Annotated in this window: 20 protein-coding genes; 10 read left to right on the top strand and 10 right to left on the bottom strand. The window is 60.7% G+C overall.

Annotation, left to right across the window (positions count from 1 at the left end):
* Positions 1-10: 10 nt before the first annotated feature.
* The 5 genes from ABEA58_RS08715 to ABEA58_RS08695 all read left to right on the top strand — a co-directional run bounded on the left by ABEA58_RS08715 (position 11) and on the right by ABEA58_RS08695 (position 3,937).
* Positions 11-538: a MotA/TolQ/ExbB proton channel family protein gene (locus ABEA58_RS08715; RefSeq protein WP_345550669.1), complete on the top strand. Its 528-nt coding sequence runs from the start codon at positions 11-13 to the stop codon at positions 536-538.
* A 126-nt stretch (positions 539-664) separates the two neighbouring features.
* Entirely contained in the window at positions 665-1,066 is a 402-nt protein-coding gene (locus ABEA58_RS08710) for an ExbD/TolR family protein (protein WP_345550667.1), read from the top strand.
* 5 nt (positions 1,067-1,071) lie between these two features.
* The gene (locus ABEA58_RS08705; protein WP_345550665.1) at positions 1,072-1,695 is read left to right on the top strand and encodes an energy transducer TonB; all 624 of its coding nucleotides are present in this window, start codon (positions 1,072-1,074) and stop codon (positions 1,693-1,695) included.
* An 11-nt stretch (positions 1,696-1,706) separates the two neighbouring features.
* Positions 1,707-3,044 (top strand): tetratricopeptide repeat protein, encoded by a 1,338-nt coding sequence (locus ABEA58_RS08700; RefSeq protein ID WP_345550663.1) that lies wholly within the window; start codon positions 1,707-1,709, stop codon positions 3,042-3,044.
* 215 nt (positions 3,045-3,259) lie between these two features.
* Positions 3,260-3,937: an energy transducer TonB gene (locus ABEA58_RS08695; RefSeq protein ID WP_345550661.1), complete on the top strand. Its 678-nt coding sequence runs from the start codon at positions 3,260-3,262 to the stop codon at positions 3,935-3,937.
* 688 nt (positions 3,938-4,625) lie between these two features.
* Here the strand turns inward: ABEA58_RS08695 and ilvD are convergent.
* The 4 genes from ilvD to ABEA58_RS08675 all read right to left on the bottom strand — a co-directional run bounded on the left by ilvD (position 4,626) and on the right by ABEA58_RS08675 (position 10,360).
* Entirely contained in the window at positions 4,626-6,464 is a 1,839-nt protein-coding gene (ilvD, locus tag ABEA58_RS08690) for a dihydroxy-acid dehydratase (RefSeq protein ID WP_345550659.1), read from the bottom strand.
* Between the two features lie 152 nt (positions 6,465-6,616).
* Positions 6,617-7,936: an amino-acid N-acetyltransferase gene (gene argA / locus ABEA58_RS08685; RefSeq protein WP_345550657.1), complete on the bottom strand. Its 1,320-nt coding sequence runs from the start codon at positions 7,934-7,936 to the stop codon at positions 6,617-6,619.
* Between the two features lie 383 nt (positions 7,937-8,319).
* Positions 8,320-9,480, bottom strand: coding sequence for an acetylornithine deacetylase (gene argE, locus ABEA58_RS08680; RefSeq protein WP_345550655.1), 1,161 nt, complete (start codon positions 9,478-9,480; stop codon positions 8,320-8,322).
* Positions 9,473-10,360, bottom strand: coding sequence for a carboxylate/amino acid/amine transporter (locus tag ABEA58_RS08675; RefSeq protein WP_345550653.1), 888 nt, complete (start codon positions 10,358-10,360; stop codon positions 9,473-9,475). The genes argE and ABEA58_RS08675 overlap by 8 nt, the downstream gene beginning before the upstream one ends.
* 44 nt (positions 10,361-10,404) lie before the next feature.
* Here ABEA58_RS08675 and ABEA58_RS08670 point away from each other — a divergent pair, with 44 nt between their 5' ends.
* The gene (locus ABEA58_RS08670) at positions 10,405-10,911 is read left to right on the top strand and encodes a DUF6314 family protein (RefSeq protein ID WP_345550651.1); all 507 of its coding nucleotides are present in this window, start codon (positions 10,405-10,407) and stop codon (positions 10,909-10,911) included.
* 145 nt (positions 10,912-11,056) lie between these two features.
* On the opposite strand, the gene ABEA58_RS08665 is transcribed toward ABEA58_RS08670, so the two are convergent.
* Both ABEA58_RS08665 and ABEA58_RS08660 read right to left on the bottom strand, forming a co-directional pair.
* Positions 11,057-12,331, bottom strand: a complete 1,275-nt coding sequence (locus ABEA58_RS08665) for an inorganic phosphate transporter (RefSeq protein WP_345550649.1) — start codon at positions 12,329-12,331, stop codon at positions 11,057-11,059.
* A 12-nt stretch (positions 12,332-12,343) separates the two neighbouring features.
* Positions 12,344-13,021: a TIGR00153 family protein gene (locus tag ABEA58_RS08660; protein WP_345550648.1), complete on the bottom strand. Its 678-nt coding sequence runs from the start codon at positions 13,019-13,021 to the stop codon at positions 12,344-12,346.
* Positions 13,022-13,219: 198 nt separating this feature from the next.
* Between ABEA58_RS08660 and tfpB the strand changes: the two genes are divergently transcribed.
* From tfpB to ABEA58_RS08645, 3 genes are all read left to right on the top strand, one after another.
* Positions 13,220-14,995 carry a type IV pilus assembly ATPase TfpB gene (gene tfpB / locus ABEA58_RS08655; RefSeq protein WP_345550647.1) on the top strand — a complete coding sequence of 592 codons (1,776 nt, stop codon included), beginning with the start codon at positions 13,220-13,222 and terminating at the stop codon, positions 14,993-14,995.
* A gap of 52 nt (positions 14,996-15,047) precedes the next feature.
* Positions 15,048-17,903, top strand: a complete 2,856-nt coding sequence (gene glnE, locus ABEA58_RS08650; protein WP_345550645.1) for a bifunctional [glutamate--ammonia ligase]-adenylyl-L-tyrosine phosphorylase/[glutamate--ammonia-ligase] adenylyltransferase — start codon at positions 15,048-15,050, stop codon at positions 17,901-17,903.
* An 82-nt stretch (positions 17,904-17,985) separates the two neighbouring features.
* Positions 17,986-18,936, top strand: coding sequence for a branched-chain amino acid transaminase (locus ABEA58_RS08645; RefSeq protein ID WP_345550643.1), 951 nt, complete (start codon positions 17,986-17,988; stop codon positions 18,934-18,936).
* Positions 18,937-19,017: 81 nt separating this feature from the next.
* On the opposite strand, the gene ABEA58_RS08640 is transcribed toward ABEA58_RS08645, so the two are convergent.
* From ABEA58_RS08640 to ABEA58_RS08625, 4 genes are read right to left on the bottom strand one after another with little or no spacing between them, the layout of a single operon-like run.
* Positions 19,018-19,743, bottom strand: coding sequence for an FkbM family methyltransferase (locus ABEA58_RS08640; protein ID WP_345550642.1), 726 nt, complete (start codon positions 19,741-19,743; stop codon positions 19,018-19,020).
* A complete protein-coding gene (locus tag ABEA58_RS08635) occupies positions 19,733-21,097 on the bottom strand; it encodes a UDP-glucose dehydrogenase family protein (protein ID WP_345550641.1) in 1,365 nt (454 codons plus the stop codon). The genes ABEA58_RS08640 and ABEA58_RS08635 overlap by 11 nt, the downstream gene beginning before the upstream one ends.
* Positions 21,094-22,419 carry an O-antigen ligase family protein gene (locus ABEA58_RS08630; protein ID WP_345550640.1) on the bottom strand — a complete coding sequence of 442 codons (1,326 nt, stop codon included), beginning with the start codon at positions 22,417-22,419 and terminating at the stop codon, positions 21,094-21,096. The genes ABEA58_RS08635 and ABEA58_RS08630 overlap by 4 nt, the downstream gene beginning before the upstream one ends.
* A complete protein-coding gene (locus ABEA58_RS08625; RefSeq protein WP_345550638.1) occupies positions 22,403-23,419 on the bottom strand; it encodes a glycosyltransferase family protein in 1,017 nt (338 codons plus the stop codon). The genes ABEA58_RS08630 and ABEA58_RS08625 overlap by 17 nt, the downstream gene beginning before the upstream one ends.
* 721 nt (positions 23,420-24,140) lie before the next feature.
* Between ABEA58_RS08625 and ABEA58_RS08620 the strand changes: the two genes are divergently transcribed.
* Positions 24,141-25,034 (top strand): ELM1/GtrOC1 family putative glycosyltransferase, encoded by an 894-nt coding sequence (locus tag ABEA58_RS08620; RefSeq protein WP_345550636.1) that lies wholly within the window; start codon positions 24,141-24,143, stop codon positions 25,032-25,034.
* The last annotated feature ends 6 nt before the right edge of the window (positions 25,035-25,040 follow it).

The following is a 25,040-nucleotide window of genomic DNA, read 5'->3' as shown; positions in this document are numbered from 1 at the left end:
AGGCGGCAACATGCACGCATTAAATGACGCATGGGCCGCCGTCAACGCCTTTATGGCGTCGGGCGGGCCAGTACTGCTTCTGATCGCCATCCTGACCTTCTTTATGTGGACGCTGATCTTTGAGCGCGTCTTCTACTTCAACAAAAGTTTGAAGGCTGATGTGCAGGGCGCGTTGGACCAGTGGGAGGGGCGCTCCGAGCGCAAATCCTGGTCCGCGCACCAGATCCGCTATGCGCTGATCTCCCGGGTATCCGAGAAGATTCAGGACAATATGGACATGATCCAGGCCTGTGTATCCCTGGCGCCCCTGTTCGGGCTGCTGGGTACGGTCTGGGGCATGATCAACGTGTTCGAAGTTCTCGCGATCACCGGTGGTGGTGATGCCAAACAGATGGCCAGTGGTGTATCCATGGCTACCATCCCGACCATGGCGGGCATGGTGACCGCGCTGTCCGGAGTGTTTGCCAACACTTACCTACAGGGCAAGGCGGAGCGTGAAACCCAGCTGCTGGAAGACCATCTGACGATGGATCACTAAGGCACCGCATAAGGCAATGAGCCAGGCCAAGGCGTAAGCTTATTTGCTGTGAAGGTTTAGCCAAGCCAGAAACTCTCGCGGAGCCCCGCAGGGGTTCCGTCGAGGAAGTTCGCTAAGAGAGTTGCTATGAGCAAAAGACAAAATACGGCAGAAGAAGAAGCAGGTGCGATCGACCTCACGCCCATGCTGGACGTGGTGTTTATCATGCTGATCTTCTTTATCGTCACCGCGACCTTTATCAAGGAACCGGGTGTCGATGTGTTAAAGCCGGAAGCGACAACCGCTGAACTCAAAGCCGCCTCTATTCTGGTAGCGATTAACGAAAACGATGAAATCTGGATTGCCAAAGAGCAGGTGGATGATCGCTTGGTGAAGGTCACCCTCGAACGTCTGTATGCCGAAAACCCCAAGGGTTGGTTGGTGATTCAGCCCGATAAGGAAGCGAGTATCGAGAAGATTGCCCTGATTGCGGATGCCGCCAGGAGAATCGGTATCGAGAAAGTTTCGGTCGCGACAGAAAAGAGTTAACAGCTATGAACCCGGTAAGATTATTAGGGGCGGGTGTATTGGCAGTCGCCACCACCTTTGCCCTGATCTTCACCATGCATGCGCTGATCGAGGCTAACCTCGGTGCTCCCAAAGAAGAGGAGCAAATCAAGGTTGCCGACATCGTGATGCCTGAGACGAAGATCGAAACCCAGTACGATACCAGCAAGCCGGAAAAGCCGGAGGACGTGGAGGAGCCGCCCCCCGATATGCCGGAGCCTGAGTTCGACGATCCGAACGTGGACGATTCCATCAACATGTCTGCACCCACGACGGGCGGCGGCATAAAGATTGGCGGTATCGGCGGTTTTGCCAGCGAGGGTGATTACCTGCCCATCGTGAAGGTGGCACCACAGTATCCCCGTCGCGCTCTGCAGCGTGGGATCGAAGGCTGGGTGATTGTCGAATACACCGTAACCAAAAACGGTTCTGTGCGTGATGCGGTTGTTGTGGAGGCCTTCACCAATGATGGCAACCCGACCAGCATCTTCAACAGTGCGGCGGTCAAGTCGGCGCTGAAGTACAAGTACAAGCCGCGGGTGGTTGATGGTCAGCCGATCGAGGTCCCCGGTGTAAGGACCAAAATCAGCTTTAACCTGGCCAAGAATTAAAGGGGAAGCATATGAAGTTGACGACCATGACGAAGGGACTCTCCAGATTCGTCTTGCGAACGTCCGTGGCACTGCCCCTGGTCCTGGCTCCCGCGGTCAGTGTGACGGTCCTCGAAGCGGTCGGCGTGTCTGCGCCGTTCGCTCAGGCTGAAGCGCAGAGCAACCAGGAGACACGCAAGGTCGCTGCTATGAGCGAGAGCGTGTTTAAGAAGCTGGGCGCAGTTCAGGAAGCGGCGGACGCCGAAAACTGGAACGGCGCCCTGCAGGCCCTGCGTGACATGGAAGCCGGTGCAAGCAAGTACAACGCGTACGAGCGCGCACAGATGTATTTCTTCTACGGTTTCGTCTACTACAGCCTGGAGCGCTACAAGGACGCCATCAATGCGTACAAGAAAGTGCTGGCTCAGGGGGTGGAGAACATCCCGGTAGGCGTTGAGCTGAACACCCTGAAGACCATCGCCCAGCTCTACTTCGTGATGGAAGACTGGAACCTCGCGCTCAATTACCTGAACCAGTGGTTCAGCCGCGCTGAGAGTGTCAGTGCCACTGATTACGCGATGCGCGGTCAGGTCTACTACCAGGCCGGACAGCTGGACAAGGCGCTGACGGACATCAACAAAGCGGTGTCCATGTACGAGAGCGAAGGCAAGGTGCCGAAGGAGAACTGGTACGGCTTGCAGCGTTACTTCTATTTCGAGAAGAACGACTACAAGAAGGTCACCAATATCCTGGAGAAGCTGGTCAAGCACTACCCCAAGGGTGAGTACTACAAACAGCTCTCCGGTATGTATGGTGAGCTGAAGCGTGACCAGGACCAGCTGCACATGATGGAAGCGGCCTATGTGGGCGGTGCCCTGCAAAAAGAGAAAGAGCTGTTGAATATGGCTTATCTCTTTATGGGTAACGACATGCCTTACAAGGGTGCCAAAGTCATCAAGAAAGGTCTCGACGAGAAGAAAATCGAGCGCACTTCCAAAAATCTGGAAACCCTGGCTCAGGCTTACCAGATGGCGCAGGAGCTGCAGAAAGCGATTCCCGCCCTCGAAGGTGCCGCCAAGCTGTCCGACAAGGGCGAACTCTATTCGCGCCTGGCCAGTATCTATCTGGACCTGGACAAGAACGAGCTGTCTGTGACCATGGGCAAGCGCGCGCTGGATAAGGGTGGCCTCAAGCGCCCTGATCAGCTGTACATCGTTCTGGGTATGGCATACGCCAACCAGAAAGAGTACAACGAGGCCCTCAAGCAGCTGAAGAAAGCGCTGAAGGACGAGCGTTCCAGGAAGTTTGCCGAACAGTGGATCGCATACGTCGAAAAAGAGAAGCAGCGTGAGGAGCAGCTGGCAAAGTAATTGCCGGAGGAACCTTACACTAAAGGCCGCACTCTGTGCGGCTTTTTTTTTGCCCGTTCGGTACGGAAAATAATCGATAAGAGCAATAGTCGCACTGTTTGGTGTAAACGGTTTGCAACATTGTCACTTTTGGATTATTCATAAACGCAGCTGATCAGCTTTTTCTTTTTGACAGTTCTACTGTCGCGATCAACACCCAATAAAGGAAAGGTGTTATGGAGAGAGCTTATCTGCGAAATCCTGCCGATATTGTCGTTGCCAACCAGCCCCAGTCGCTCGCAAGTCTCGCGAGCACATCCCTGTTCCGCGCCTTGCTGAGCTGGACTTTGGCCGCCATTACTACGCTATTGTTGATACTGGCCATGGCGCAACTGATCACAACTCAGTTTGCGGAACCGGAACCAGAATTTTTCCCCAATCCCCAGAGTATCCATTTGCCGAAATTGACACCTACGGTGCAAAAATTTCAGCCTCCACAGAGGGTGGTCGAGCCGCAGGTGCAGCCGACAGCTCCGAGGATGACCCACGAGGTAGATCCGGGTGAAATCCCTCTCAATATCACCCCACCAAGCACTGGGAAAAAGTTTACTGGCCCAGCATCAATGAACACCGCCCCGGTGCCGATATTCAAGCCTGCTGCACAGTATCCGGCATCCGCGTTGCGGCGCGGGCTTGAGGGCTATGTGGTGGTTGAATTCAGTATTGGCAAAAACGGCAACGTGATAAACGCGAAAGTGGTTGGGGGTTATGATGCCTCGGATACGCCGACGGCGATATTCAACCGCTCGGCACTGGCTGCGGTAAAGCGGTTTAAATATCGTCCGCAGATGCAAGATGGCAAGGCCATCGTGCGTCACGGGGTGCACAACCGTATCTCCTTCAAGCTGGAGTAATCAGTTGTCAAGAAAACAGCAGTAACAGCATCTGCAGGTGGGGCTGAGACTGAAAGTAAAACTAAAGACAGATTAAGTACCAAAACAGCCACGCCAATTTTATGCAACGCCGGGTCGCACTGCCTCCCGGCGTTTCGCGTTGCTAGTCCGTCGGAATAAATCCTGGCCGATTGGCAGTGGGGTCAGTCTGCACATGTTTAAAAGTCTCGACGTCAGTCTTCGGTAACGGAGCACTTGCCTTATTGCCCGGTTTTAGCAGACAAAAGTGGCATCTTGCCGCTATACCCTGAAATTCAGACTGTATCGGATGGCGGATGGCGGATGGCGGATGGCGGATGGCGGATGGCGGATGGCGAAAGGAGGCTGAGGGTGATTGAAGCAAAGAGGGAAAGTGCGTGCGCGAGAAGCCACAAGAGGTTGCCTGTAGGGGCTGCGGGACAGGCAGTGGGAGAGAAATCAAGAGAGGGATGTGGAGCTGAAGCGCGGCGTTGTCGGGCCGGGAGTCCTGCCATCGGCCCTGACCCAGCGTGGACCAGTGCCGTCACTGTTTCCGCTTGCTCCAGTTCAAGACGGTAGTGTCAGCAGTGTTGTGGTGACAGCGAGGTGCAGGTTAACGGCTCCAGGCAAATAATCACGCTGGCCAGGGGGGGAGATGGACGAGCCCCAAGGGGCGTCGTCCAGACTGCGATTATCCGTCTATTTCACGCACGGCCCCGCGATCAGCGCTGGTTGCCAGCATCGCGTAGGCTTTCAGCGCGGTGCTGACTTTGCGTGGGCGCTGCTCCACGGGTTTCCACGCCTGCCTGCCTTTCTGCTCCATGGCCTGGCGGCGCTGTTGCAGTTCCTCTTCGCTGAGCAGAACCTCGATTTTGCGCTCGGGGATATCGATGCGAATGGTGTCGCCATTCTGGATCAGGGCGATATTACCGCCGGAGGCCGCTTCCGGTGAGACATGACCAATGGAGAGACCCGAAGTACCGCCAGAGAAGCGGCCATCGGTAATGAGTGCACAGGACTTGCCCAGGCCCTTGGATTTCAAGTAACTGGTGGGGTAGAGCATCTCCTGCATGCCGGGGCCACCCTTGGGTCCCTCATAGCGAACTATCACCGCTTCCCCCTCTTTTACCTCACCATCGAGGATATGCTGCACAGCGGTTTCCTGACTTTCGACGATATGAGCGGGGCCCTCGAATCGCCACAGGGATTCATCCACGCCGGAGGTTTTGACCACGCAGCCGCCAGGGGCCAGATTGCCGAACAGCACCGCCAGGCCGCCCTCGCTGGAATAGGCCTGCTCAACGGAGCGGATACAGCCGTGAGTGCGGTCGCCGTCCAGCGTCGGCCAGCGGCACTCCTGACTGAAAGCGGTCTGGGTGCGAATACCGGCGGGGCCGGCTTTATAGAATTTGTGTACCGCCGGATCGTCGGTGCGGCGGATATCCCATTGCTTAAGGGCGCTCAGCAGGCTTTCGCTGTGCACCGTGGGCAGGGACGCATCGATCAGGCCGCCGGCCTCCAGTTCACCGAGGATCGCCATCACGCCGCCGGCGCGGTGCACGTCTTCGATATGGTATTTCTGCGTGTTGGGGGCCACCTTGCACAGCTGCGGGATCTTGCGGGACATGCGGTCGATGTCGGAGAGGTCGAAGTCGACCTCGCCCTCCTGTGCCGCGGCCAGCAGGTGCAGGATGGTATTGGTGGAGCCGCCCATGGCGATATCCAGCGCGATGGCGTTTTCAAACGCGGCGCGGTTGGCAATGCTGCGCGGCAGCGCGGACAGGTCATCCTGCTCGTAATAGCGCTTGGCGAGAGCCACGATTTCGCGGCCGGCGCGCAGGAAAAGCTGTTCGCGATCGGCGTGGGTGGCGAGCATGGTACCGTTGCCGGGGAGTGACAGGCCCAGCGCTTCGGTGAGGCAGTTCATGGAATTGGCCGTGAACATGCCGGAGCAGGAACCGCAGGTAGGGCAGGCAGAGCGCTCGTACTCGGCCACCTGTTCGTCGCTGGCGGAATCGGTGGCGGCGATCACCATGGCATCCACCAGATCCAGCTTGTGCTCGGAGAGTTTGGTTTTGCCGGCTTCCATGGGGCCGCCGGAAACGAAGATGACCGGAATATTGAGGCGCATCGCCGCCATCAGCATTCCGGGGGTGATCTTGTCACAGTTGGAGATGCACACCAGAGCGTCGGCGCAGTGGGCATTGACCATGTACTCCACGGAGTCGGCGATGATCTCGCGGCTGGGCAGGCTGTAGAGCATGCCGTCATGGCCCATGGCGATACCGTCGTCCACGGCGATGGTATTGAACTCTTTGGCCACGCCGCCGGCCCGTTCGATCTCGCGTGCCACCAGCTGGCCCATGTCTTTCAGGTGCACATGCCCGGGCACGAACTGGGTGAAAGAGTTGGCGACGGCGATGATGGGTTTCTGGAAGTCGTCGTCATTCATCCCGGTGGCCCGCCACAGGGCGCGGGCACCGGCCATGTTGCGACCGGCGGTGGAGGTGCGGGAGCGATAAGCAGGCATAACAGTTGATCCGGCTGGCTAACTAAAACAGGGGGCACAGCTTAACAAAAAAGCGCCACAGCCGTGATGGTTTCGCGCTCAGGGCGGGGTTTCGCGGCGGGTTTAGGATCGGCCTTTTGCCGGATGGGACTCGCAGCAGACGGTTTGCGCTGTTACAGCACCTTGCGCAAAACCCGCGAGTTGCGCTGGATGTTGTAAAGGGACTGGCGCGCGGCGGGCAGGTCGCTGACCGCCACCTGCTCGAACCCCTGCTCGATAAACCAGTGCTCGGCCTGTGTGGTCAGCACATAGAGTTCGGGGATACCCAGTACCGAGGCCTGCCGCTCGATGTGATGCAGCAGCTTGGCCCCGCGGCCGCCACCGCGGAAATCCGGGTGGATGGCCACGCAGGCGATCTCGGCGGCCACGGTGGCGCCATCCTGATCGCTGATGGGGTAGAGCGCGGCACAGGCCACCGGGGTGCCATCCACCTCAATCAGAGTGAAGTGTTCGATTTCCGCCTCGAGCTTCTCCCGTGAGCGGCGCACCAGAATGCCCTGGATTTCCAGCGGCCGTATCAGACCGAGAATGCCGCCCACGTCGGTGATGCGTGCCCGCCGCACCACTTCATAGCTGTCGCGGTAAACCATGGTGCCGGTGCCCTCGCGGCTGAACAGTTCCTGCACCAGTGCGCCGTCCTGGGCATAACTCAGCAGGTGGGTGCGGGGGGTGCCGGCGTTGCAGGCCAGAATCGCGCAGCGCAGGGAGTCGCTATCGGTTGTGCTGGCGGCCTGCTCCGCCTGCACCAGGCTCAACTCCTGCACCGGCAGGCCATCCACGACAAGGCGCGGGGGCTCGCGGAAAATCACCAGTTTCTCGGCGCCGAGCGTGCGCGCGGCGGCGGCGGCGAGGTCGAGATAGTTCAGGTTGAACAGCTCGCCGGTCAGCGAGGTGCCCAGTGGCGATAGCAGTACCAGCGCGCCCTGCTCGAGGGCGTGGCGGATGGTGTTCACCTCCATGCGCCGCACGGTGCCGGTCCAGCCGAGATCCACACCGTCGAGAACGCCGATGGGACGCGCGGTGATGAAGTTGCCGGAGACTACCTTGAGGGAGGAGCGCGCCATGGGTGAATCCGGCAGACCCTGGGAAAAGGCCGCCTCGATATCGAAGCGCAGCTTGCCAACCGCCGCCTTGATCACCTCCAGGGTTTCGCGGTCGGTGACCCGGTTGTGGCCGTGAAAGCGCTGCTCGAGTTGGCGCTCGCTCAGGGCGCGACTGACCTGTGGGCGCGCTCCATGCACAACCACCAGGCGCACGCCGAGGCTCGCCAGTAGTGCCATATCGTGGATCAGGCTGCGAAAATTGCCGTGTTCCAGCGCATCGCCGGGGATGGCGATGACCAGTGTGCGGCTGCGCAGGTCATTGATATAGGGCGCGGCGTGGCGAAACCAATTTAGAGGGGCTTTGTTGTCGCTCACTCGGTCACTGTCCATGTTCTGTCGTGGAGTTGAATATAGCGCAATTCCGGCTGGTGAGCCTTGGCAACGGGGGACACCCCTCATGATGAACCGCGAGTTTCAAGCAGCCGGTGCAGCCTGTAAAGGCGCGCGGCAACATTGCAGGGTGTCAAAGGGTGCCCGGCGACAGGAATGCCTGTCAAATCCTGATTGCGGTGAGTGCGTATTGGCCGGCGCGGTGTGAAAAAGGTTGGCTGGTTAAATCACGGGGTTGCATGCCGGCGCATTAAAAACAGCAGTAACCGGGGTGCGACTTCAAAAAATATAATTTTATATCCCCGTCGATCGGCTCGCGTGCCGCCGACCCCCGAACCCTGACCGCCGACCGCCGACCGCCGACCCCCGCCATGGCGGCACCATCAAAGGCAGAACTGGGCGATCAGACCTTCCAATACCTTCACCATGGGCTGGATTCTGTCCTGCCCGAGATATTCATCCGGTTGATGGGCCTGATCGATATCCCCCGGCCCGAGCACGATCGTATCCATGCCCATGCTTTTAAAGTAGGGCGCCTCGGTGGCAAAGGCGACGCTCTCGGCGCTGTGGCCGGTAAGTTTTTCGGCCACCCTGACCAGTTCAGCTGTGCGCTCCTGGGCGAAGGCCTCGGTGCCGCGGAAGATGGGGCCGTATTCCAGCGAAATTTTTTCGTCCGCAACCGCAGCGTGCAGGCGCCGATCCAGCTCAGCGCGCAGCTCATCGAGGGGCATGCCGGGCAGGGGGCGCACATCGAATTGCAGCTCGGCATGCCCGCAGATGCGGTTGGGGTTGTCGCCGCCGTGGATGCAGCCGAGATTCATGGTGGGCACGGGCACCGCGAAGCCCGGGTTGCGATATTGGGCCTGCCACTCGGCGCGCACCCGCAACAGGGTGGAGATTGCATCGTGCATGGCTTCCAGCGCGCTTGCGCCCAGAGCGGGGTTGGAGGAGTGGCCCGCTCTGCCGGTAATGCGGATGGACTCCATCATCATGCCCTTGTGCATGTGAATGGGCTTGAGGCCGGTGGGCTCACCGATCACCGCATAGCGCGCTCTTGGGCGGGCGGCCTCAACGAGCGCGCGGGCGCCGTCCATGGACGTTTCCTCGTCGGCGGTGGCGAGGATAATAAGCGGCTGTCGCAGAGGCTTGCCGACAAAAGTCCGCGCCGCCTCGATGGCAATGGGAAAAAAGCCTTTCATGTCGGTGCTGCCGAGACCGTAAAAACGGTTGTCGCGGTCATCGAGCTTGAAGGGGTCAGACTGCCAGCGACCATCGTCATAGGGCACCGTGTCGGTGTGCCCGGCAAGCACAAGGCCGCCGTCGGCGGGGCCGCCGGAGCTCAGTGTGGCGATCATATTGGCTTTGTGTGGCTGGCCCGGGAGCGGCATCAGCTCGACGCTGAAGCCGAGGGTCTCGAGCCAGGCCGCCAGCAGGTCCACCACGCCGCGATTGCCCATGTCGAGTTTGGGGTCGGTGGCGCTGACGCTGGGGCTCGCCACCAGTTGCGCCAGCTGCTGCTTGAGGGTTGGAAGTGTGTCAGCCATGCCTGCTCCCTGCCGATGAGTTTGTCCGTGCTGCGCCGCGGCGCAGCCGCCACTCGCTCACCAGTACCGCGCTGACGATGATGGCGCCACCGATGCCGAGCCGGGCGAGGTCTGCATCCCGGTTCCAGATTAACAGATTAACCAGCAGCCCGGCCGGAATCAGGGCGTTGTTCATGGCGGCCAGCGTGCCGGCGGAAACTTTTGTCGCGCCCTGATTCCACAGGTAATAGCCGGCGCCGGAGGCGACCAGGCCGAGCCACAGCAGCACCAGCCACTGTGTCGCACTGCTGGGGTATACCGGCTCGCCAAGCAGCAGCCATGCGACCGTCGCCACCAGGCCCGCGCCGAGATAGAACCAGGCGAAAGCGCTGTGCGCCTGCAGGCCCGGCCGCCGCTGCATAAACTGTTTGTAGGCTACCTGGCCGGCGGCGAAGCAGAGGTTGGCCCCCTGAACGACGAGGAAGCCCTTCCAGAAACTGTCGCCGGGCTGATCCCAGCGGATAACGGCGGCGCCGGCGACGGCCAGGGCCGCCACCACCAGGTTCCAGGGGGAGAATTGCCGCTGCAGCAGATCGTAGAAGATGGCGATATACACCGGGGTGAAAATGGTGAACAGCAGCACCTCGGGTACACTCAACAGCAGGAACGACTGGTAGTAGAAGAGATACATCAGGCCCAGTTGCACGGCACCGATGGCCGCGAGCGCCAGGGCGGCACGATGGTCACAGCCGCGCCAGCGAAAAAACGGTAAAAACACCAGGCCCGCCAGCAGTATGCGGGTGAGAACAGAGAAATAACTGTCCACCTGGCCGGCCAGAAAGACACCGATCAGACTGAAGGAAAAGGCCCAGAGCAGGGTGACGAAAATCAGTAGCGGCATAAACGCAGTAACGCCATAAACGGAATCTGGAAAAAGGGTGAAACTTGTCTGAAAGCAATGGGGCGTCCGCGGCCATAGAGGACCTCTGGCAACGCCTGGCAAAAGTGGCCGAATTCAGTTTTACCGCCAGCAACGGCCCCGGCTCCGCCACCGACTGGCGCGGCCATGCCCGCGGCACAGTGGCGGTGGAGCGGGAGGGCTCAAGAGCGGATGAAGCGGGCGCACCGCAGGGTGACCGGCTGCCGCGTCTATTGTTTCGCGAGCAAGCGAAGTTTACCAGCAGTGATGGCCGTGAGCTGGAGATGCAGAACTGCTATCGCTGGACACGCCTTCCCGGCTCCCTGCGCCTGGAACACCTGCGCCGCGACGAACCGGTGTTGCTGTTCGAGCTGCAGCCGGTGACCCGTCACGGTTTCCGTTCCGCCGAAGCCCACCTGTGCGGCGCCGATACCTATACCGCAGAGCTGCTGATGCGCGGCAGCGAACTGGAGCTGATTTGGCAGATTCACGGCCCGCGCAAGAATGAGCGATTGCATTACCACTATTGGTAGCGGGTATGGGACTGTTATACGCAGTGACGGGAGTTGAGTTAAAAGTCGATGCTGAAAGATGAAGCGTGAAGAATGAAAAAGGGGAGCGACGTCTGCGCGTCGCTCCCCTTTTTATTGGGCTTGGCTGTATCGAAGGCTGCGGCGGTTAGCCGAACACGCCTTTGAAGAAGAAGAAAAACAGGATCGCCAGGCCGGCGCCGGCGGGCAGGGTGACTACCCAGGAGGCGGCGATGGTGGTGATCATGCGCAGGTTCAGCGCGCCGATGCCCCGCGCCAGGCCAACCCCCAGCACAGCACCCACCAGAGTGTGGGTGGTGGAGATGGGCAGGCCGGTGCCGGAAGCCAGTACCACCGTGGCAGCGGCACCCAGTTCGGCGGCAAAGCCGCGGCTCGGGGTCAGCTCGGTGATCTTGCGGCCGATGGTGGCCATGACCTTGAAGCCGTAGGTGGCGAGGCCAACCACAATACCGGCGCCCCCGAGCAGCAGAATCCAGGAAGGCATGGTCGCCTTGGCGGTTACAGTACCCATCTGCACGGTGTTGACCACCGCGGCCAGGGGGCCGACGGCATTGGCCACATCGTTGGAGCCGTGGGCGAAAGCCATGGCGCAGGCGGTGAAGACCATCAGGATGGCAAAGACCCGTTCAACGCTGTAGAAGCGGTTGAGCTTTTCGCGACTCGGGTCCCGCTTGATGCGTTTCAGCATCATGATGCCGAGCGCCATCACCAGCAGGCCGGCGATGGCGGCGATGCCGGCATCCTGAATAAAGCTCAGCTGGATATTCGCATCCTTGAACACATGCTTGAGGCCCTTGGTCAGGGTGACCATGGCGATCATCCAGCCCACGGCAAACATGTAGAAGGGGATATAGCGCTTGGCATTGGTAAAAGGATCCTCGGTGTTGAGGATCAGTCGCTGAACGCTGCGGAACAGCAGGAAGGAGATGGTCCCTGCCAGCACCGGCGAAACCACCCAGCTGGCGACGATGCTGCCCACCTTGCCCCAGGCCACCGCATCGACGGAGATGCCGACGGCGGAAAAGCCGACGATGGCGCCGACGATGGAGTGAGTGGTGGAGACCGGCCAGCCGAGGATGCTGGCGATCAACAGCCAGGTTCCCGCTGCCAGCAGGGCCGAGAGCATGCCGTAAACCAGCAGCTCCGGCTGATCGGAGAAAATCTCCGAGTCGATGATGCCCTTGCGGATGGTGGCGGTGACCTCGCCGCCGGCCAGATAGGCGCCGGCGAACTCGAAGATCATGGCGATCAGGATCGCCTGCTTGATGGTCAGGGCGCGCGACCCCACCGAGGTGCCCATGGCGTTGGCGACGTCGTTGGCGCCCACGCCCCAGGCCATAAAGAAGCCGAATACACAGGCGAGAATCAGCAAGATGTGCCCGTACTGACTGATAATTTCCATCGTACTGCTCCCTTATCGCGCCAGAAGTAGCTGCAAGCGGTTGCCCACGCCGTGGGCGCAGTCGGCCAGCTCACCGATCAACTCGATGACGCGGTAGAGAAAAATCACGTTGACCGGCGGCAGGTCTTGCTCGATTTCGAACAGGGCGGCGCGAATTTCAACTTCGAATTTGTCGGATTTGCGCTCCTGGTCGTCCAGCTCCTCGGTCATGCGCTTGGCGATGTCCATCTCGCGGCCGGCAAAGCCGGATTCCAGCAGCTCATCCAGCTCGTTGATGGCCCGCAGCGCCTGGGCGGAGGTGGCCACGGCGCTCTCCACAAAGGTGCTCATCAGATTCTGCAGTTTGGCGGGAATTTCCATCTTGCGGCCGATGGCCAGCCCGGCGATATCCTGGGCGGTATTGGCGACCTTGTCCTGGGCGTGCAGCAGCTCCAGCAGGTCGGAGCGGGAAACCGGCATAAACAGGCTGTCCGGGAGGTGCAGACGCAGGTCGCGCTTGATATCGTCAGCGCGGTTTTCAGCACTGGAAATGCGCTGCTGAATTTTCTCGGCCTGGGCCAGATCGCCCGCGATCAGGGCTTCGAAGAAGGGAACCAGATCGGCGGAGGCCTCATGGGCGGTCGCCATGTGCTCTTTGATCGGCTTGATCGGCGAGCGGCCAAACAGGTTGGCAATATTCGTGAGGGCCATGGTCAGCTCCTTGGCTCGGGGGTCGAAAACGCGCGCATGGTACCTTAAACCGCGGTGAACACGGTAACCGGGTGCACAGACATCGCTGTCGGGTGGCGCGGTTGCAGCTACAATGGCCCCTCGGCCGGCCCCGGGCAAGGCCCATGGGGAAGGCCCGCGGGGCTGTACATGCAAAAGAATAGAAGATGGGTGTTTCCTATGGCGGTTAGCAGACTGGCGGAGAGAGTGCTCGACCTGGCGGGGGTGCTGGAGGAGCTGGTGGCTGGGGGATATGTCAGCCGCAAAGACGCCAACCGGCTGATCGGCACTCCGCGCACTGCCGAGCAGGCGCAGCTGCACCCGCTGAGCTATATCGCCAGCTGCGAGCTGGACAACCTCAAGAATCCCGGGCGCCTGCTGGACAGCGATACGCTTTCGCAGTGGCTGGCGGAGAGCGCCTCCCTGCCGCTCTTCCACATCGACCCGCTGAAGGTGAATGTGGCGGCGGTCACCGAGGTGATGAGCTTCCAGTTTGCCAAGCGCCACCAGATTCTCTGCGTGCAGGCGAGCAAGGACTCACTGCTGGTGGCCACGGCGCAACCGTTTGTCCACGGCTGGGAGGCCCAGCTGGAGCACACCAGTGGCCGCTCGGTGCAGCGGGTGGTGGCGGACCCGGCGGATATTCAGCGCTACAGTGTGGAGTTCTACTCCCTGTCCCGCTCCATCTCCGGCGCCAGTAGCCTGAAAGGCAACTCCTCAAGCGGCAACTTCGAGCAGCTGCTGGAACTGGGCAGCCTCAAAGACCCGGAGGCCAACGACCAGCATATCGTCAATATCGTCGACTGGCTGTTGCAGTATGCCTTCGACCAGCGCGCCAGTGATATCCATATCGAGCCGCGCCGGGAAATGGCCCGCATCCGATTCCGCATCGATGGCGTGTTGCACACCATCCAGGAACTGCCGGATCAGGTGAACGCCGCCGTGACCAGCCGCCTGAAAATTCTCGGGCGCATGAATGTGGCGGAGAAGCGCAAGCCCCAGGATGGTCGCATCAAGACCAAGCGCCCCGACGGCCGCGAAGTGGAGCTGCGCCTGTCCACGCTGCCCACCGCCTTCGGCGAAAAACTGGTGATGCGGATCTTCGACCCCGAGGTGCTGGCGCGCTCCTACAGTGACCTGGGCCTGGGCGGGGACGATCTGGCCCGCTGGAAGGCCATGCTCGCCCGCCCCAATGGCATTGTGCTGGTGACCGGCCCCACCGGTTCCGGTAAGACCACCACCCTGTACACGGGCCTCAAGCAGCTCGCCACCAGCGAGGTGAATGTCTCCACCATCGAGGACCCGATTGAGATGGTGGAGGAGAGTTTCAACCAGACCCAGGTGCATCACGGCATTGGCCTGGATTTCGCCGCCGGTATCCGCACACTGCTGCGTCAGGACCCGGACATCATCATGGTGGGGGAAATCCGCGATCTGGAAACCGCGCAGATGGCGGTGCAGGCGGCCCTGACCGGCCACCTGGTGATCTCCACCCTGCACACCAACGATGCCCCCACTGCGGTCACCCGCCTGCTGGATCTGGGGCTGCCCCACTACCTGCTGAAGTCGGCGGTGCTCGGGGTTATGGCTCAGCGCCTGGTGCGCACCCTGTGCCCCGCCTGCAAGCAGCCCGACAGCGTCAGTGACGACGACTGGCTGGCACTGACCAAACCCTGGAAGGCGCCCAAGCCGGACACCGTGTTTCGCCCCGAGGGCTGCCTGGAATGCCGCAACACCGGTTACCGCGGGCGCCAGGGGATCTATGAGATATTGCCGTTCAGCGAACCGGTGCAGGCGCTGCTGAGTGCCGACTGCGATCTGCAGGCCCTCCGGCGCCAGGCCATGCGCGAGGGTATGAACAGCCTGCGGCTCTCCGGCGCCAAAAAAGTCGCCGCCGGTATCACCACCGTGGCGGAAGTACTGCGCGTGGCGCCGCCGCCGGATATCGCCTTCTGATGCCATCATTGCAGTTCGGCAGTCTTTGATTTTTTTAAGGTTGGATCACCCGATGTTGGAACTCGCCCACTGTCCCGCAGAGTTGCGCCCCACGCTGGAGGAGCGCTGGCGCCAATGGTGTGAAGCCGCCGGCGCCGAGCGGGTCGAACAGCTCGCCGCGGCCCTGAGCGCGCCGCAAGCGCAGCGGGCGCTGGCGCGCAGTTTTGTCGGCTCGGACTTTTTTGTGCGGCAATGCTGTCGCCACCCCGACCTGCTGCCGGCGCTTGTGGACAGCGAAGACCTGGGCCTCGACGCTGACTGGATGCGCACTGTCGATGAGGAGGCAGAGCTGGACCGGGCCCTGCGGCGGTTGCGCAACCGGGTCACCGCCGAGGTGATCTGGCGTGACTTCGCCGGGCAGTGGGATATCCCGCGGGTGTGCCGGCGGCTTTCAGATCTGGCGGAAATCTGCATCCAGAGTGCGCTGGACTGGCATCACCGCGACCTGGCCGCGCGCTACGGCGAGCCAAGGGATAGCCGCGGCCGCGCCCAGTCCATGGTGGTGCTGGGCATGGGCAAGCTGGGGGCGCGGGAGCTGAATCTCTCCTCGGATATCGATCTGATTTTTGCCTACCCGGAGCCCGGCGAAACCGATGGCGAGCGACCACTGGAAAACCAGAAATTTTTCCAGCGCCTCGGCCAGCGCATCATCAAGTCCCTGGACGCCGTGACCGCCGATGGGTTTGTTTTTCGCGTCGATATGCGCCTGCGCCCCTACGGGGACAGCGGGCCGTTGGTGAGCCATTTCGCCGCCATGGAGGATTATTACCAGACCCAGGGGCGCGAGTGGGAGCGCTACGCGATGGTCAAGGCGCGACCGGTGGCCGGCGACCGCGAGCTGGGCGCCGAGCTGATGGAGCTGCTGCGGCCGTTCACCTACCGTCGCTATATCGATTTCAGCGCCATCGACGCCCTGCGGGAAATGAAGGGGCTGATCCAGCGTCAGGTGCGCGCCCGCGGCCTGGAAGACAATATCAAGCTCGGCCGTGGCGGCATCCGCGAGGTGGAGTTTATCGCCCAGGCTTTCCAGCTGATCCGCGGCGGCCGCGAACCGGCATTGCGGGAGCGCAGCCTGCTGAAGCTGCTGCCCCTGCTGGAGCGGGATGGACACCTGCAGCCCGGGGTGGCCGAAGGCCTTGCCCGCGCCTACGTGCTGCTGCGCCGTGTGGAGCACGGTGTGCAGGCGGAGCGCGATCAGCAGACGCAGACGCTGCCCGCCGAGGAGCATTGCCGACAGGCGCTGGCCTACGCCCTCGGCCGCGACAGCTGGGCATCCCTGCTGAATGATTTGGCGGCGGCGCGCCAGCTGGTGGCGCGGGAGTTCGATATGGTGATTGCCCCACCGGAGGACATTGCCGGGCCGAGTGTCGCGGAAGAGTGGCAGGGCTTCTGGGGCAGCTGCGCCAGCGAGGCCAGCCGGGAGGTGAACCTACAGAGTTTGCAGCGCGCCGGTTTTGAACCCGCTGAAGCGGCGCTGGCACCGGTTGCCGACCTGCACGAGTCGCCCATGGTGCGCTCGCTGCCCAATGCCGCTCGCGAACGCCTCGATCAGTTTATGCCGCTATTGTTAGCAGCGGCCGCGCAGGAAGCCGAACCCCTGCTGGCGCTGCAGCGGGTCCTGCCGCTGGTGCGCGCGGTGCTGCGCCGCAGCGCCTATCTGGTGCTGGTCAATGAAAACCCGCCGGTGCTGAGCCAGCTGCTGCGCCTGTGCAGTGCCAGCCCTTTTATTGCCGATCAGCTGGCCCGCCATCCAATCCTGCTGGACGAACTGCTCGACAGCCGCCGCCTGCTCGCCCCTGCCACCGCAGCGGATATCGCCGACGAACTGCGCCGCGAAATGCTGCGGGTGGACCCGGAGGATCTTGAGGCGCAGATGGAGGCCCTGCGTCATTTCAAGCAGGGACAGGCGCTGCGCATTGCCGCCCAGGAGGTCACCGGGGCGCTGCCGCTGATGAAAGTCAGCGACTCCCTCACCTGGCTGGCGGAGGCCATTCTGCAGCAGGCGCTGGCGCTCGCCTGGCAGCAGGTGACGGAAAAACACGGTGAGCCGGAGGGTGCTTCCGCCGAAGATATGCGTTTTGCCATTATCGCCTACGGCAAGCTGGGCGGGCTGGAACTCGGCCATGGTTCGGATCTGGACATTGTGTTCGTGCACGATGCCAATGCCCAGGGCGTGACCGGTGGTGGCGAGCGTCCGATCGACAACCTGAGCTTTTATACCCGCCTGGCCCAGCGTCTGATCCATATTCTGCAGACCCGCACCCTCAGCGGCCCCCTGTACGAGGTGGATACACGACTGCGCCCGTCGGGCAATTCCGGTCTGCTGGTGACCTCGCTCGGTGCGTTTGAGAAGTACCAGCGGCAGAGTGCCTGGACCTGGGAGCATCAGGCGCTGGTGCGCGCGCGCCCGGTGGCCGGCAGCGGGCGCCTCAGTGGCGACTTCGAACGCCTGCGGCTCGACTTGCTTTGTTCCCAGCGGGACGAGCAGAAACTGCGGGAGGAAGTGGTGGCCATGCGCGATAAGATGCGCGCGCATCTGGATAAGGGCAATAAGGGTTCATTCGACCTCAAGCAGGGGCCGGGTGGTATTGTCGACATCGAGTTTATGGTTCAATATGCCGCTCTGGCCTGGGCGCATAAAGCACCTTCGATCGTGCGTTACACCGATAACATTCGCATTCTCGAAAGCCTCCAGGAGGCAGGCCTGATGTCGGCCCACCAAGCCGCACATCTGATCGACGCCTACAAAGCCTACCGATCTGAAGGTCATCGCCTGGCATTACAACAGCTGCCGGGAGTGGTAGACGGTGACCAGTTCAAAGCGGAAAGAAAGACCGTTTCTACAAACTGGCAACAGCTGTTCGGCTGAGCGTGCGCGCCGCCGCCGCTGTGCTTTGTGCATAAACTGTTTTTCCCGAATCCGGTTCTGCGGATTTTTGTAGGAGTTTCTCATGTCTTTTGCTGATCGCGACGGCGTAATCTGGTTTGATGGCGAGCTGGTTCCCTGGCGGGATGCCCGTATTCACGTACTGACTCACACCCTGCATTACGGTATGGGGGTGTTCGAGGGGGTGCGCGCCTATCAGACCGATGCCGGCGCCAGTATCTTCAGGCTGCAGGATCACACCCGCCGCCTGTTCCGCTCCGCCAAGATTATGAATATGACCATGCCCTATGATGCCGAGACGCTCAACGAGGCGCAGCGCATGGTGGTGCGTGCGAACAATCTGAACGAGGCCTACCTGCGGCCGATGGCCTTTTATGGCGCCGAGGGGATGGGCCTGCGCGCCGACTCTCTGCAGACCCATGTGATCGTGGCCGCCTGGGAATGGCCCAGCTATATGACGCCGGAGGCGCGTGAGCTGGGTATCAAGGTGAACACCTCTTCCTATACCCGCCACCACGTGAATATCAGCATGTGCAAGGCCAAGGCCAACGGCAACTACATCAACTCGATGCTGGCGCTGCAGGAGGCTATCCGCAACGGCTGTGAGGAAGCCCTGCTGCTGGACCCCGAGGGGTATGTGGCCGAGGGTAGTGGCGAGAACGTATTTATCGTCAGTGACGGTATCCTCTACACCCCGGAGCTGACTTCCTGTCTGGATGGCATCACCCGCAATACGGTTATCGAGCTGGCGCGGGAATGCGGTTACCAGGTGGTGGAAAAGCGCATTACCCGCGACGAGGTCTATATCGCCGACGAGGCCTTCTTTACCGGCACGGCCGCCGAAGTGCTGCCGATCCGCATGCTGGATGGCCGCACCATCGGCGCGGGCCGCCGCGGCCCGGTCACCAAGCGCCTGCAGGAGCTGTACTTCAGCGTGGTGCAGGGGCGCAGTGCCGCGCACCGGGGCTGGCTGACGGATGTGGCGGAGCAGTCATCTGAAGCGAAGATTGCTTGAGCCTGCTGGAAGGTGGCCCTCCTTTTATGAGAGGAGGTGCTGCTGATGGGGTGCTATTTGTGCTGGTGCGGGATATTCAAGCTAAATAAGGTTGTCTGATTTGGTTGAGCTGTTCAGCCTGTCTGATATGAACGCTAAGTTGGCCCTCCTTAGTGAGGGCTTACTCTCTTTCCATTCATGCTTTTGCTCATATATCCCGAACAGCCGGTAACCTTTCTGTGAAAGGAAGTCGAGAATTTCAATGAAATAATTGTGGTATGTATTATTTTTGTTCATGCCACATTCCACCTCGATCAAGTCGACCCTCTGGTTTGTCAGCATGTTAGTTGCGCCTAGGAGCACATTCAGGTCGTTTCCTTCAGTGTCAACTTTCAAGTAATTGATATGGTCGATATTGTTCTCTGCCGCAAAAGAGTCTATGGCTCTTATCTTTACCTGCTCTGTGGTTGAGCAATCCATCACGGATGTAATTCTGTTTTGCGTGGATTGCTCATTAACGGTAATTCTTCCTTCTCCGTCGGAGGCTGAAAGCGCAATTAAAAAGTTTTTGGTTTGCTTTAAATTTCCGGTGTTGGACTTGAGCTTTTCAAATGTTTTCTGTACAGGCTCGAAGCAATAAATCGTCGCCGCAGGAAACGCTTTACGAAACTCAATTGCCGATTGTCCGATGTTTGCGCCCACGTCAAAGACTGTATTGACTTGCCACTCCGGAAGCAGCCTGTGAGCATCAAAAAATATTGATACCCCTCTGCTGTTAAGGGTGCGAGTGGCAATGCTTTTTTTAAGTCTCCTTAGTTTATGCTTCATGACCGGCCGTGACTTTGCTCGGTTGGATATTGGGCCTTCCAACGCAGTAGTAGTGGAAACCTTTCTCGGCTATTTCCCCAGGGTCGTATTGGTTGCGGCCATCGAAAATAACGGGGGCGCTGAGTAAGCCCTTAATTTCTTTTGTGTTCAGTGCCTTGAACTGCTGCCACTCGGTGGCCACGATCAGCGCGTCGGCACCCTTGAGGGCCGCCTCCTTGGTGCCACAGAGTTCGAGGTCGTCGCGGTCGCCGTAAATACGCTGGCACTCTTCCATCGCCTCCGGGTCGAAGGCGCGTATGCGAGCGCCTTTCTCCCACAAGCGCTCCATCAGCACGCGGCTGGGCGCTTCGCGCATATCGTCGGTGTTGGGCTTGAAGGCCAGCCCCCACAGGGCGAAAACCTTGCCCTGCACATCACCGTCAAAATGGGCGATGATTTTCTCCGCCATGTAATGCTTTTGCTGCTCGTTACGGGATTCCACCGCGGCGAGAATTTCCGCTGACAGGCCCAGCTGCTCCGCCGAGGAGATGAGCGCTTTTACGTCCTTGGGAAAACAGGAACCGCCATAACCAATACCAGCGTAGATGAACTGGTAGCCCACCCGGGGGTCGGAACCGATGCCGCGGCGCACCGCTTCAATGTCGGCACCTACCCGGTCGGCAATATTGGCCATCTCGTTCATAAAGCTGATTTTGGTGGCCAGCATGCAATTGGCGGCGTACTTGGTCAGCTCCGCGCTCTTAACGTCCATCACCAGGATTTTTTCGTGGTTGCGATTGAACGGTGCGTAGAGCTGGCGCATTTTCTGTTCGGAGGCTTTTTCGGCTGTGCCGATAATGATGCGGTCCGGGCGCATGCAGTCGGCGACGGCGGAGCCCTCCTTGAGAAATTCCGGGTTGGAAATGACATCGAAGGCCAGCTCGCCTAGACCGCGTTGCGCAAGCCGCGCCTCAACGGTTGCGCGCACTTTATCGGCGGTGCCCACCGGTACGGTGGACTTGTTGATGATGTACTTCTTTTCCGCCATGTGGGTGGCGATGGTATCGGCCACGGCCAGCACATGGCGCAGGTCCGCGGAACCATCTTCATCTGGCGGCGTGCCGACGGCAATAAAAATCAGCTCGCCGTGCTCGACCCCGATGGCGGCGTCGGTGGAAAAAGAGAGATTGCCGTTGGCGACGCTCTCTTTCACCATCGGCTCGAGGCCGGGTTCGTAGATGGGGATATGGCCCTGCCTGAGGCGGGCGATCTTGCCTTCATCGATATCGATACAGGCCACATTGTTGCCGGCCTCCGCCAGCACAGCTGCTTGCACCAGACCCACATAGCCGGTGCCAAATACGGTTACATTCATCCGTGAGACTCACTTGTTGCGTGATTGACGGTTTGCGAAAGGCTCGGCACGAGGCTTGGCTCTCTCTGTGACTGCGTTTGCGACCCTGTCCGGGCTGCGGCCAGCTGGCTGTGCACCAGCAGCACCGCCAGGGGAATCCAGTAGAAGATCCAGATGTAACTGGGTTTGACCAGTGGCTGCTGGGCGTAAATCAGCATGGCGAGCACGCCAAAGCCGAACCACAGCAGGTAGATGCCCGGCACCCAGCTCAGCAGCGCGTCGCGGCGCAGGCCGATACGGGCGATGGCCGCAAGCTGCCACAGGCAGGCGGCAATACCCGCGAGGCCGGCGAAGCGGGCCACATCTATTAGGTAATTGTGCGGGTGCGGGAGTGCGCGGTCCAGTTCGATAAACTGCTTGTGCACCAGGCCACTGCCGATCCAGGGCGATTGCAGGAAGCCCTCCAGGCTCTTGGCCCACAGCTCCAGCCGGATCGAATAGGCCTCTCCACGGTGCAGGAGAGGCAGGTCCCCGTATAGGAGCACATAGGTCGCTGGCAGCACTGCCACCACACCCAGCACCACGACTATTCTCAGCGCTTTGGAGCGGCTCACCACCGCCGCCAGGCAGATGGCAGATGCGGCCATCACGATGGGAATCTTGGTCTGGGAGAGTACGATGTAGATACAGCCGAGGCCGAGGCCGGTCCAGGACAGCCAGCGCCAGCGCCGGGGTTCCAGAGACAGGCCGTAGCAGCAGAACAGGACATGGAAGCCGTAGAGCATGGCGGTCTTGTCGATATTGTTCTGCATCGAAATACCGCCGATGCGATACAGTTTGCCAAAACCGCCGTCGAGGCCGTAGACGATGAGGGATGCCCCGCAGGAAACTGTGCCGAGCGCGATCAGCCAGCGCAGCCAGCGGTGCAGCATTTGATCGCCCCGCTGCTCCATGACCAGGTAGAGGGCACAGTAAAACAGCAGGAAGTAAATCAGCACCTTGAAGTAGAAGCTGACCTCGCGCTTTATAGTTGCCGTGGCGCTGTCCCCCCACAGGGTCGAGAGGGTCAACACCAGCGGCACGCTGATAAAGCAGGCGAACTGCCAGGCGCGCAGGAAGCGCCAGTCCTGCCGCCAGACCAGCAGCAACAGGGTGCTGGGCAGCAGGGTCAGGTAAAAGATGGTCTGGATGCGGCCCACATCCGGCAGTAGGTGGAAGCCGATCAGTATCAGCAGCAGGCTGGCGCTGAGGAACTGGATCAGGCCGGATACCCAGCGGGAGTTCGGCTGGCGGTAGAGTCCGGCGCGGGAACTAACGGCACTGCTACTACTTGATCCAGACATAATCGTGGCTGTGTGGCAGGTTCATGGAGGTTTCGACAATGTACTGGGCGTACAGGGTGTTGTTGATTTCCCGGTGGAAGAACGCACGACAGCGGCCAGCCCAATCCCGTCGCTTGTCGTCATCTGCGTGAAATTCGGAGATCCGCTGCAGCAGGGACTCCTCGCTGTCGAAATAGACCAGGGTTTCTGCCGGCATAAATTCATCGAAGCGCGCACCGGCGTGGGTGAACACCAGCAGACCATTACCGGCCAGCTGGGCCATGCGCGCGGAGGAATACCAGTGGTAGCCTTCCTGGCGGTTCAGGTTCAGCCCCATCTTGCTGTTGGCGAGGATATGGTCATAGTCGCGGCCCCACAGCGTGGGCTGGTCATACATGCCCGGTGTGCGGAAGTTGAGGTCCGCCGGCAGGTGATCCTTCAGGTATTGCACGACTTTGCCCCGCTCGGTGTAAGCCTGGGCTTTGCTGCAGAACAGCAGGTCCACTTCGAGCTTACTATGCGCACTGCAGTCCGCAGTCTCCACCGATGGGTCCACCGGGTTGGGCATATGCCAGAGTTTGGCGCGCTTGCCTTGGTAGCGTTGCAGGTCCTCGACACCGGTGGACACAAACATGGCGTCGGCAATTTCGCAACGCTTGGCAATATTGTCCGAGTTCCTCGGCACGAACAGCGGGTCGTTGTTGCAGGCGGCGATCACCGTCTGCGGCCGAAGGCGGCGGATCTCGGCAAAAGTTTCGTTGTCGATCAGGTCGCAGTGGCCGAGGATCACCAGATCAGGCTCGAAGGCCTCGACGCTCTGCAGCAGCCGTCCGTTGACCTTCTTGCGGCTGACCAGCTCGCGAATACGAAAGGGCGCCTCAAAGGCGGCCACATCTCGATCGCTGAAGGCCAGCACATTGTGCCCGGCGCGCACCAGCCCGGTGTAGAGTTTGAGCGCCCAGCTGACGGAGGTGTGCCCGTACTTGCGCTGCTGGTGGTTGTCGACGTGGATGATACGCATAGGGTGGGTGGTACTGGCAATCTGGTGGGGCCGCCTGCCTCTGCTGCCGCAGTTTGCCGTGTGGCAGGGTGGCGGTTTAAGGGCGGTTGGCGTGAATACTGGAGCGGGATTATAGCGGCGCTGCGCTAAACGAGTCCATGCGACCGGTCACTGTCTGCGGCCTGAGACCTGCGGTCTGCGGCGTCTGGGGCCAAATGCTGGCCGAGGTCTGGGGCTGGGTCGGGGTCGGGGTCGGGGGGCGATTAAGAGGCGCAACCGATCAGGTGCTCAGGCCGCATCGGTGGCAGATGCCCGGCCCGGTGACTGGCTGTACCGGCAGCAGGCTGTTTGGTGATGGCGCGATAACTCAGCGCCATAACCCCTGGTCATAACCCTCCCCGGCAATAACTCTTGGCCAAAAGTCCTGTCTATCCCCCTGGCTATGCCCCGGCACCGTAACTCCTCAATCGAACACCGTGGCTGGTTTTACTGCTGCCATTACTTTCTGCTTCTGCTTCTGCTTCTGCTTCTGCTTCTGATCGGTTGGCTTATATAGCCGTACCCTCATAGTTCGCAGTACTGCATGGAAGTGCTACATAGCAGTACCGTCATAGCACTACCTTTTATATAGCAGTACTTTCTGTAGCCACAGGCTATCAGTTCTCTAGACTGTGTCGATCGGGTAGGATGAGCTTCGCGCCCGACGGGCGTAATTCCAATTACTAGAGTCGAGGTTCCTCCATTGCGACTGACAGTCTGGCGCTTTCTCGACGGTAACCGCGCCCATGAAAAACAGACAGCGGCGCTGCTCAGCGGTATGCGAGCCTGCGGCTGTCAGCTGGACTGCTACGATCTCCCCGCGGCCGGTCTCTGGACGCTGTTGCGCCGGGGCCTGAAATCGCAGGTGCAATCGCTGCCGCAGCCGGATTTCATTGTCGGCGCAGGGCACCGCAGTCACGCTCCGATACTGTTTGCGCGCCGCTTCTACGGCGGGCGCAGCGTTGTGGTGATGCAGCCCTCCCTCCCCCTACACTGGTTTGACTACGCGATTATTCCTGAGCACGACCGGCCGCCACCGCTGGAGAACGTGATTCTCAGCCAGGGTGCCCTGACCGAGCCCCTGCCAAGGGGGCGCCGTCGCCCGCGCAAGGGATTAATTTTGCTGGGTGGGCCGAGCAAGCATTTCGGCTGGGACGCGCATGCTGTGCGCCAGTGTGTACAGCGTCTGCTAGCCGCCCCTCTGGATTGGACTCTTTCCGACAGCAGGCGCACCCCTGGTGGCACACTGTCGGGCCTGTCTGCGGAGGGGCTTGAGATCTGCCACTGGCGGGACTGCCCGCCGGGCTGGCTGGCGGAACAGTTGAGTGAGGCGGAGCAGATCTGGGTGACCGGTGACAGTGTGTCGATGATCTTCGAGGCTTTGCAGAGCGAGGCCCGCGTTGGAATTATCCCCCTGCCCAGTCGCCGGCGGTCTAACAAGGTCCGCGCCGCCGTGCAGCGATTGGTGGACCAGGGGCTGCTGACGGACCGGGTCGCAGATGTTGCGAGTCCCGTAGTGGCTCTGCGGGAGCCTCTCGCCCAGGAGGTGCTCTGTGCCCGCGCGCTGCTGCGACGCTCGAAACAGTCGGTAGATTAGTGGCCC

This window comes from Microbulbifer aestuariivivens, from assembly GCF_039545115.1.
Lineage (GTDB): Bacteria > Pseudomonadota > Gammaproteobacteria > Pseudomonadales > Cellvibrionaceae > Microbulbifer > Microbulbifer aestuariivivens.
Note: the sequence above shows the minus strand (reverse complement) of the source record. Positions and strands in the feature narration are given on the sequence as shown.

Coding starts and splice junctions, on each gene's coding strand:
- glnE (WP_345550645.1), top strand. CDS start 15,048: ATGTTGGAACTCGCCCACTGTCCCGCAGAGTTGCGCCCCACGCTGGAG.
- tfpB (WP_345550647.1), top strand. CDS start 13,220: ATGGCGGTTAGCAGACTGGCGGAGAGAGTGCTCGACCTGGCGGGGGTG.
- argE (WP_345550655.1), bottom strand. CDS start 9,480: ATGGCTGACACACTTCCAACCCTCAAGCAGCAGCTGGCGCAACTGGTG.
- ABEA58_RS08645 (WP_345550643.1), top strand. CDS start 17,986: ATGTCTTTTGCTGATCGCGACGGCGTAATCTGGTTTGATGGCGAGCTG.
- ABEA58_RS08630 (WP_345550640.1), bottom strand. CDS start 22,419: ATGTCTGGATCAAGTAGTAGCAGTGCCGTTAGTTCCCGCGCCGGACTC.
- ABEA58_RS08705 (WP_345550665.1), top strand. CDS start 1,072: ATGAACCCGGTAAGATTATTAGGGGCGGGTGTATTGGCAGTCGCCACC.
- ABEA58_RS08665 (WP_345550649.1), bottom strand. CDS start 12,331: ATGGAAATTATCAGTCAGTACGGGCACATCTTGCTGATTCTCGCCTGT.
- ABEA58_RS08640 (WP_345550642.1), bottom strand. CDS start 19,743: ATGAAGCATAAACTAAGGAGACTTAAAAAAAGCATTGCCACTCGCACC.
- ABEA58_RS08660 (WP_345550648.1), bottom strand. CDS start 13,021: ATGGCCCTCACGAATATTGCCAACCTGTTTGGCCGCTCGCCGATCAAG.
- ABEA58_RS08700 (WP_345550663.1), top strand. CDS start 1,707: ATGAAGTTGACGACCATGACGAAGGGACTCTCCAGATTCGTCTTGCGA.
- ABEA58_RS08715 (WP_345550669.1), top strand. CDS start 11: ATGCACGCATTAAATGACGCATGGGCCGCCGTCAACGCCTTTATGGCG.
- ABEA58_RS08695 (WP_345550661.1), top strand. CDS start 3,260: ATGGAGAGAGCTTATCTGCGAAATCCTGCCGATATTGTCGTTGCCAAC.
- ABEA58_RS08710 (WP_345550667.1), top strand. CDS start 665: ATGAGCAAAAGACAAAATACGGCAGAAGAAGAAGCAGGTGCGATCGAC.
- ABEA58_RS08675 (WP_345550653.1), bottom strand. CDS start 10,360: ATGCCGCTACTGATTTTCGTCACCCTGCTCTGGGCCTTTTCCTTCAGT.
- ABEA58_RS08635 (WP_345550641.1), bottom strand. CDS start 21,097: ATGAATGTAACCGTATTTGGCACCGGCTATGTGGGTCTGGTGCAAGCA.
- argA (WP_345550657.1), bottom strand. CDS start 7,936: ATGGACAGTGACCGAGTGAGCGACAACAAAGCCCCTCTAAATTGGTTT.
- ABEA58_RS08625 (WP_345550638.1), bottom strand. CDS start 23,419: ATGCGTATCATCCACGTCGACAACCACCAGCAGCGCAAGTACGGGCAC.
- ilvD (WP_345550659.1), bottom strand. CDS start 6,464: ATGCCTGCTTATCGCTCCCGCACCTCCACCGCCGGTCGCAACATGGCC.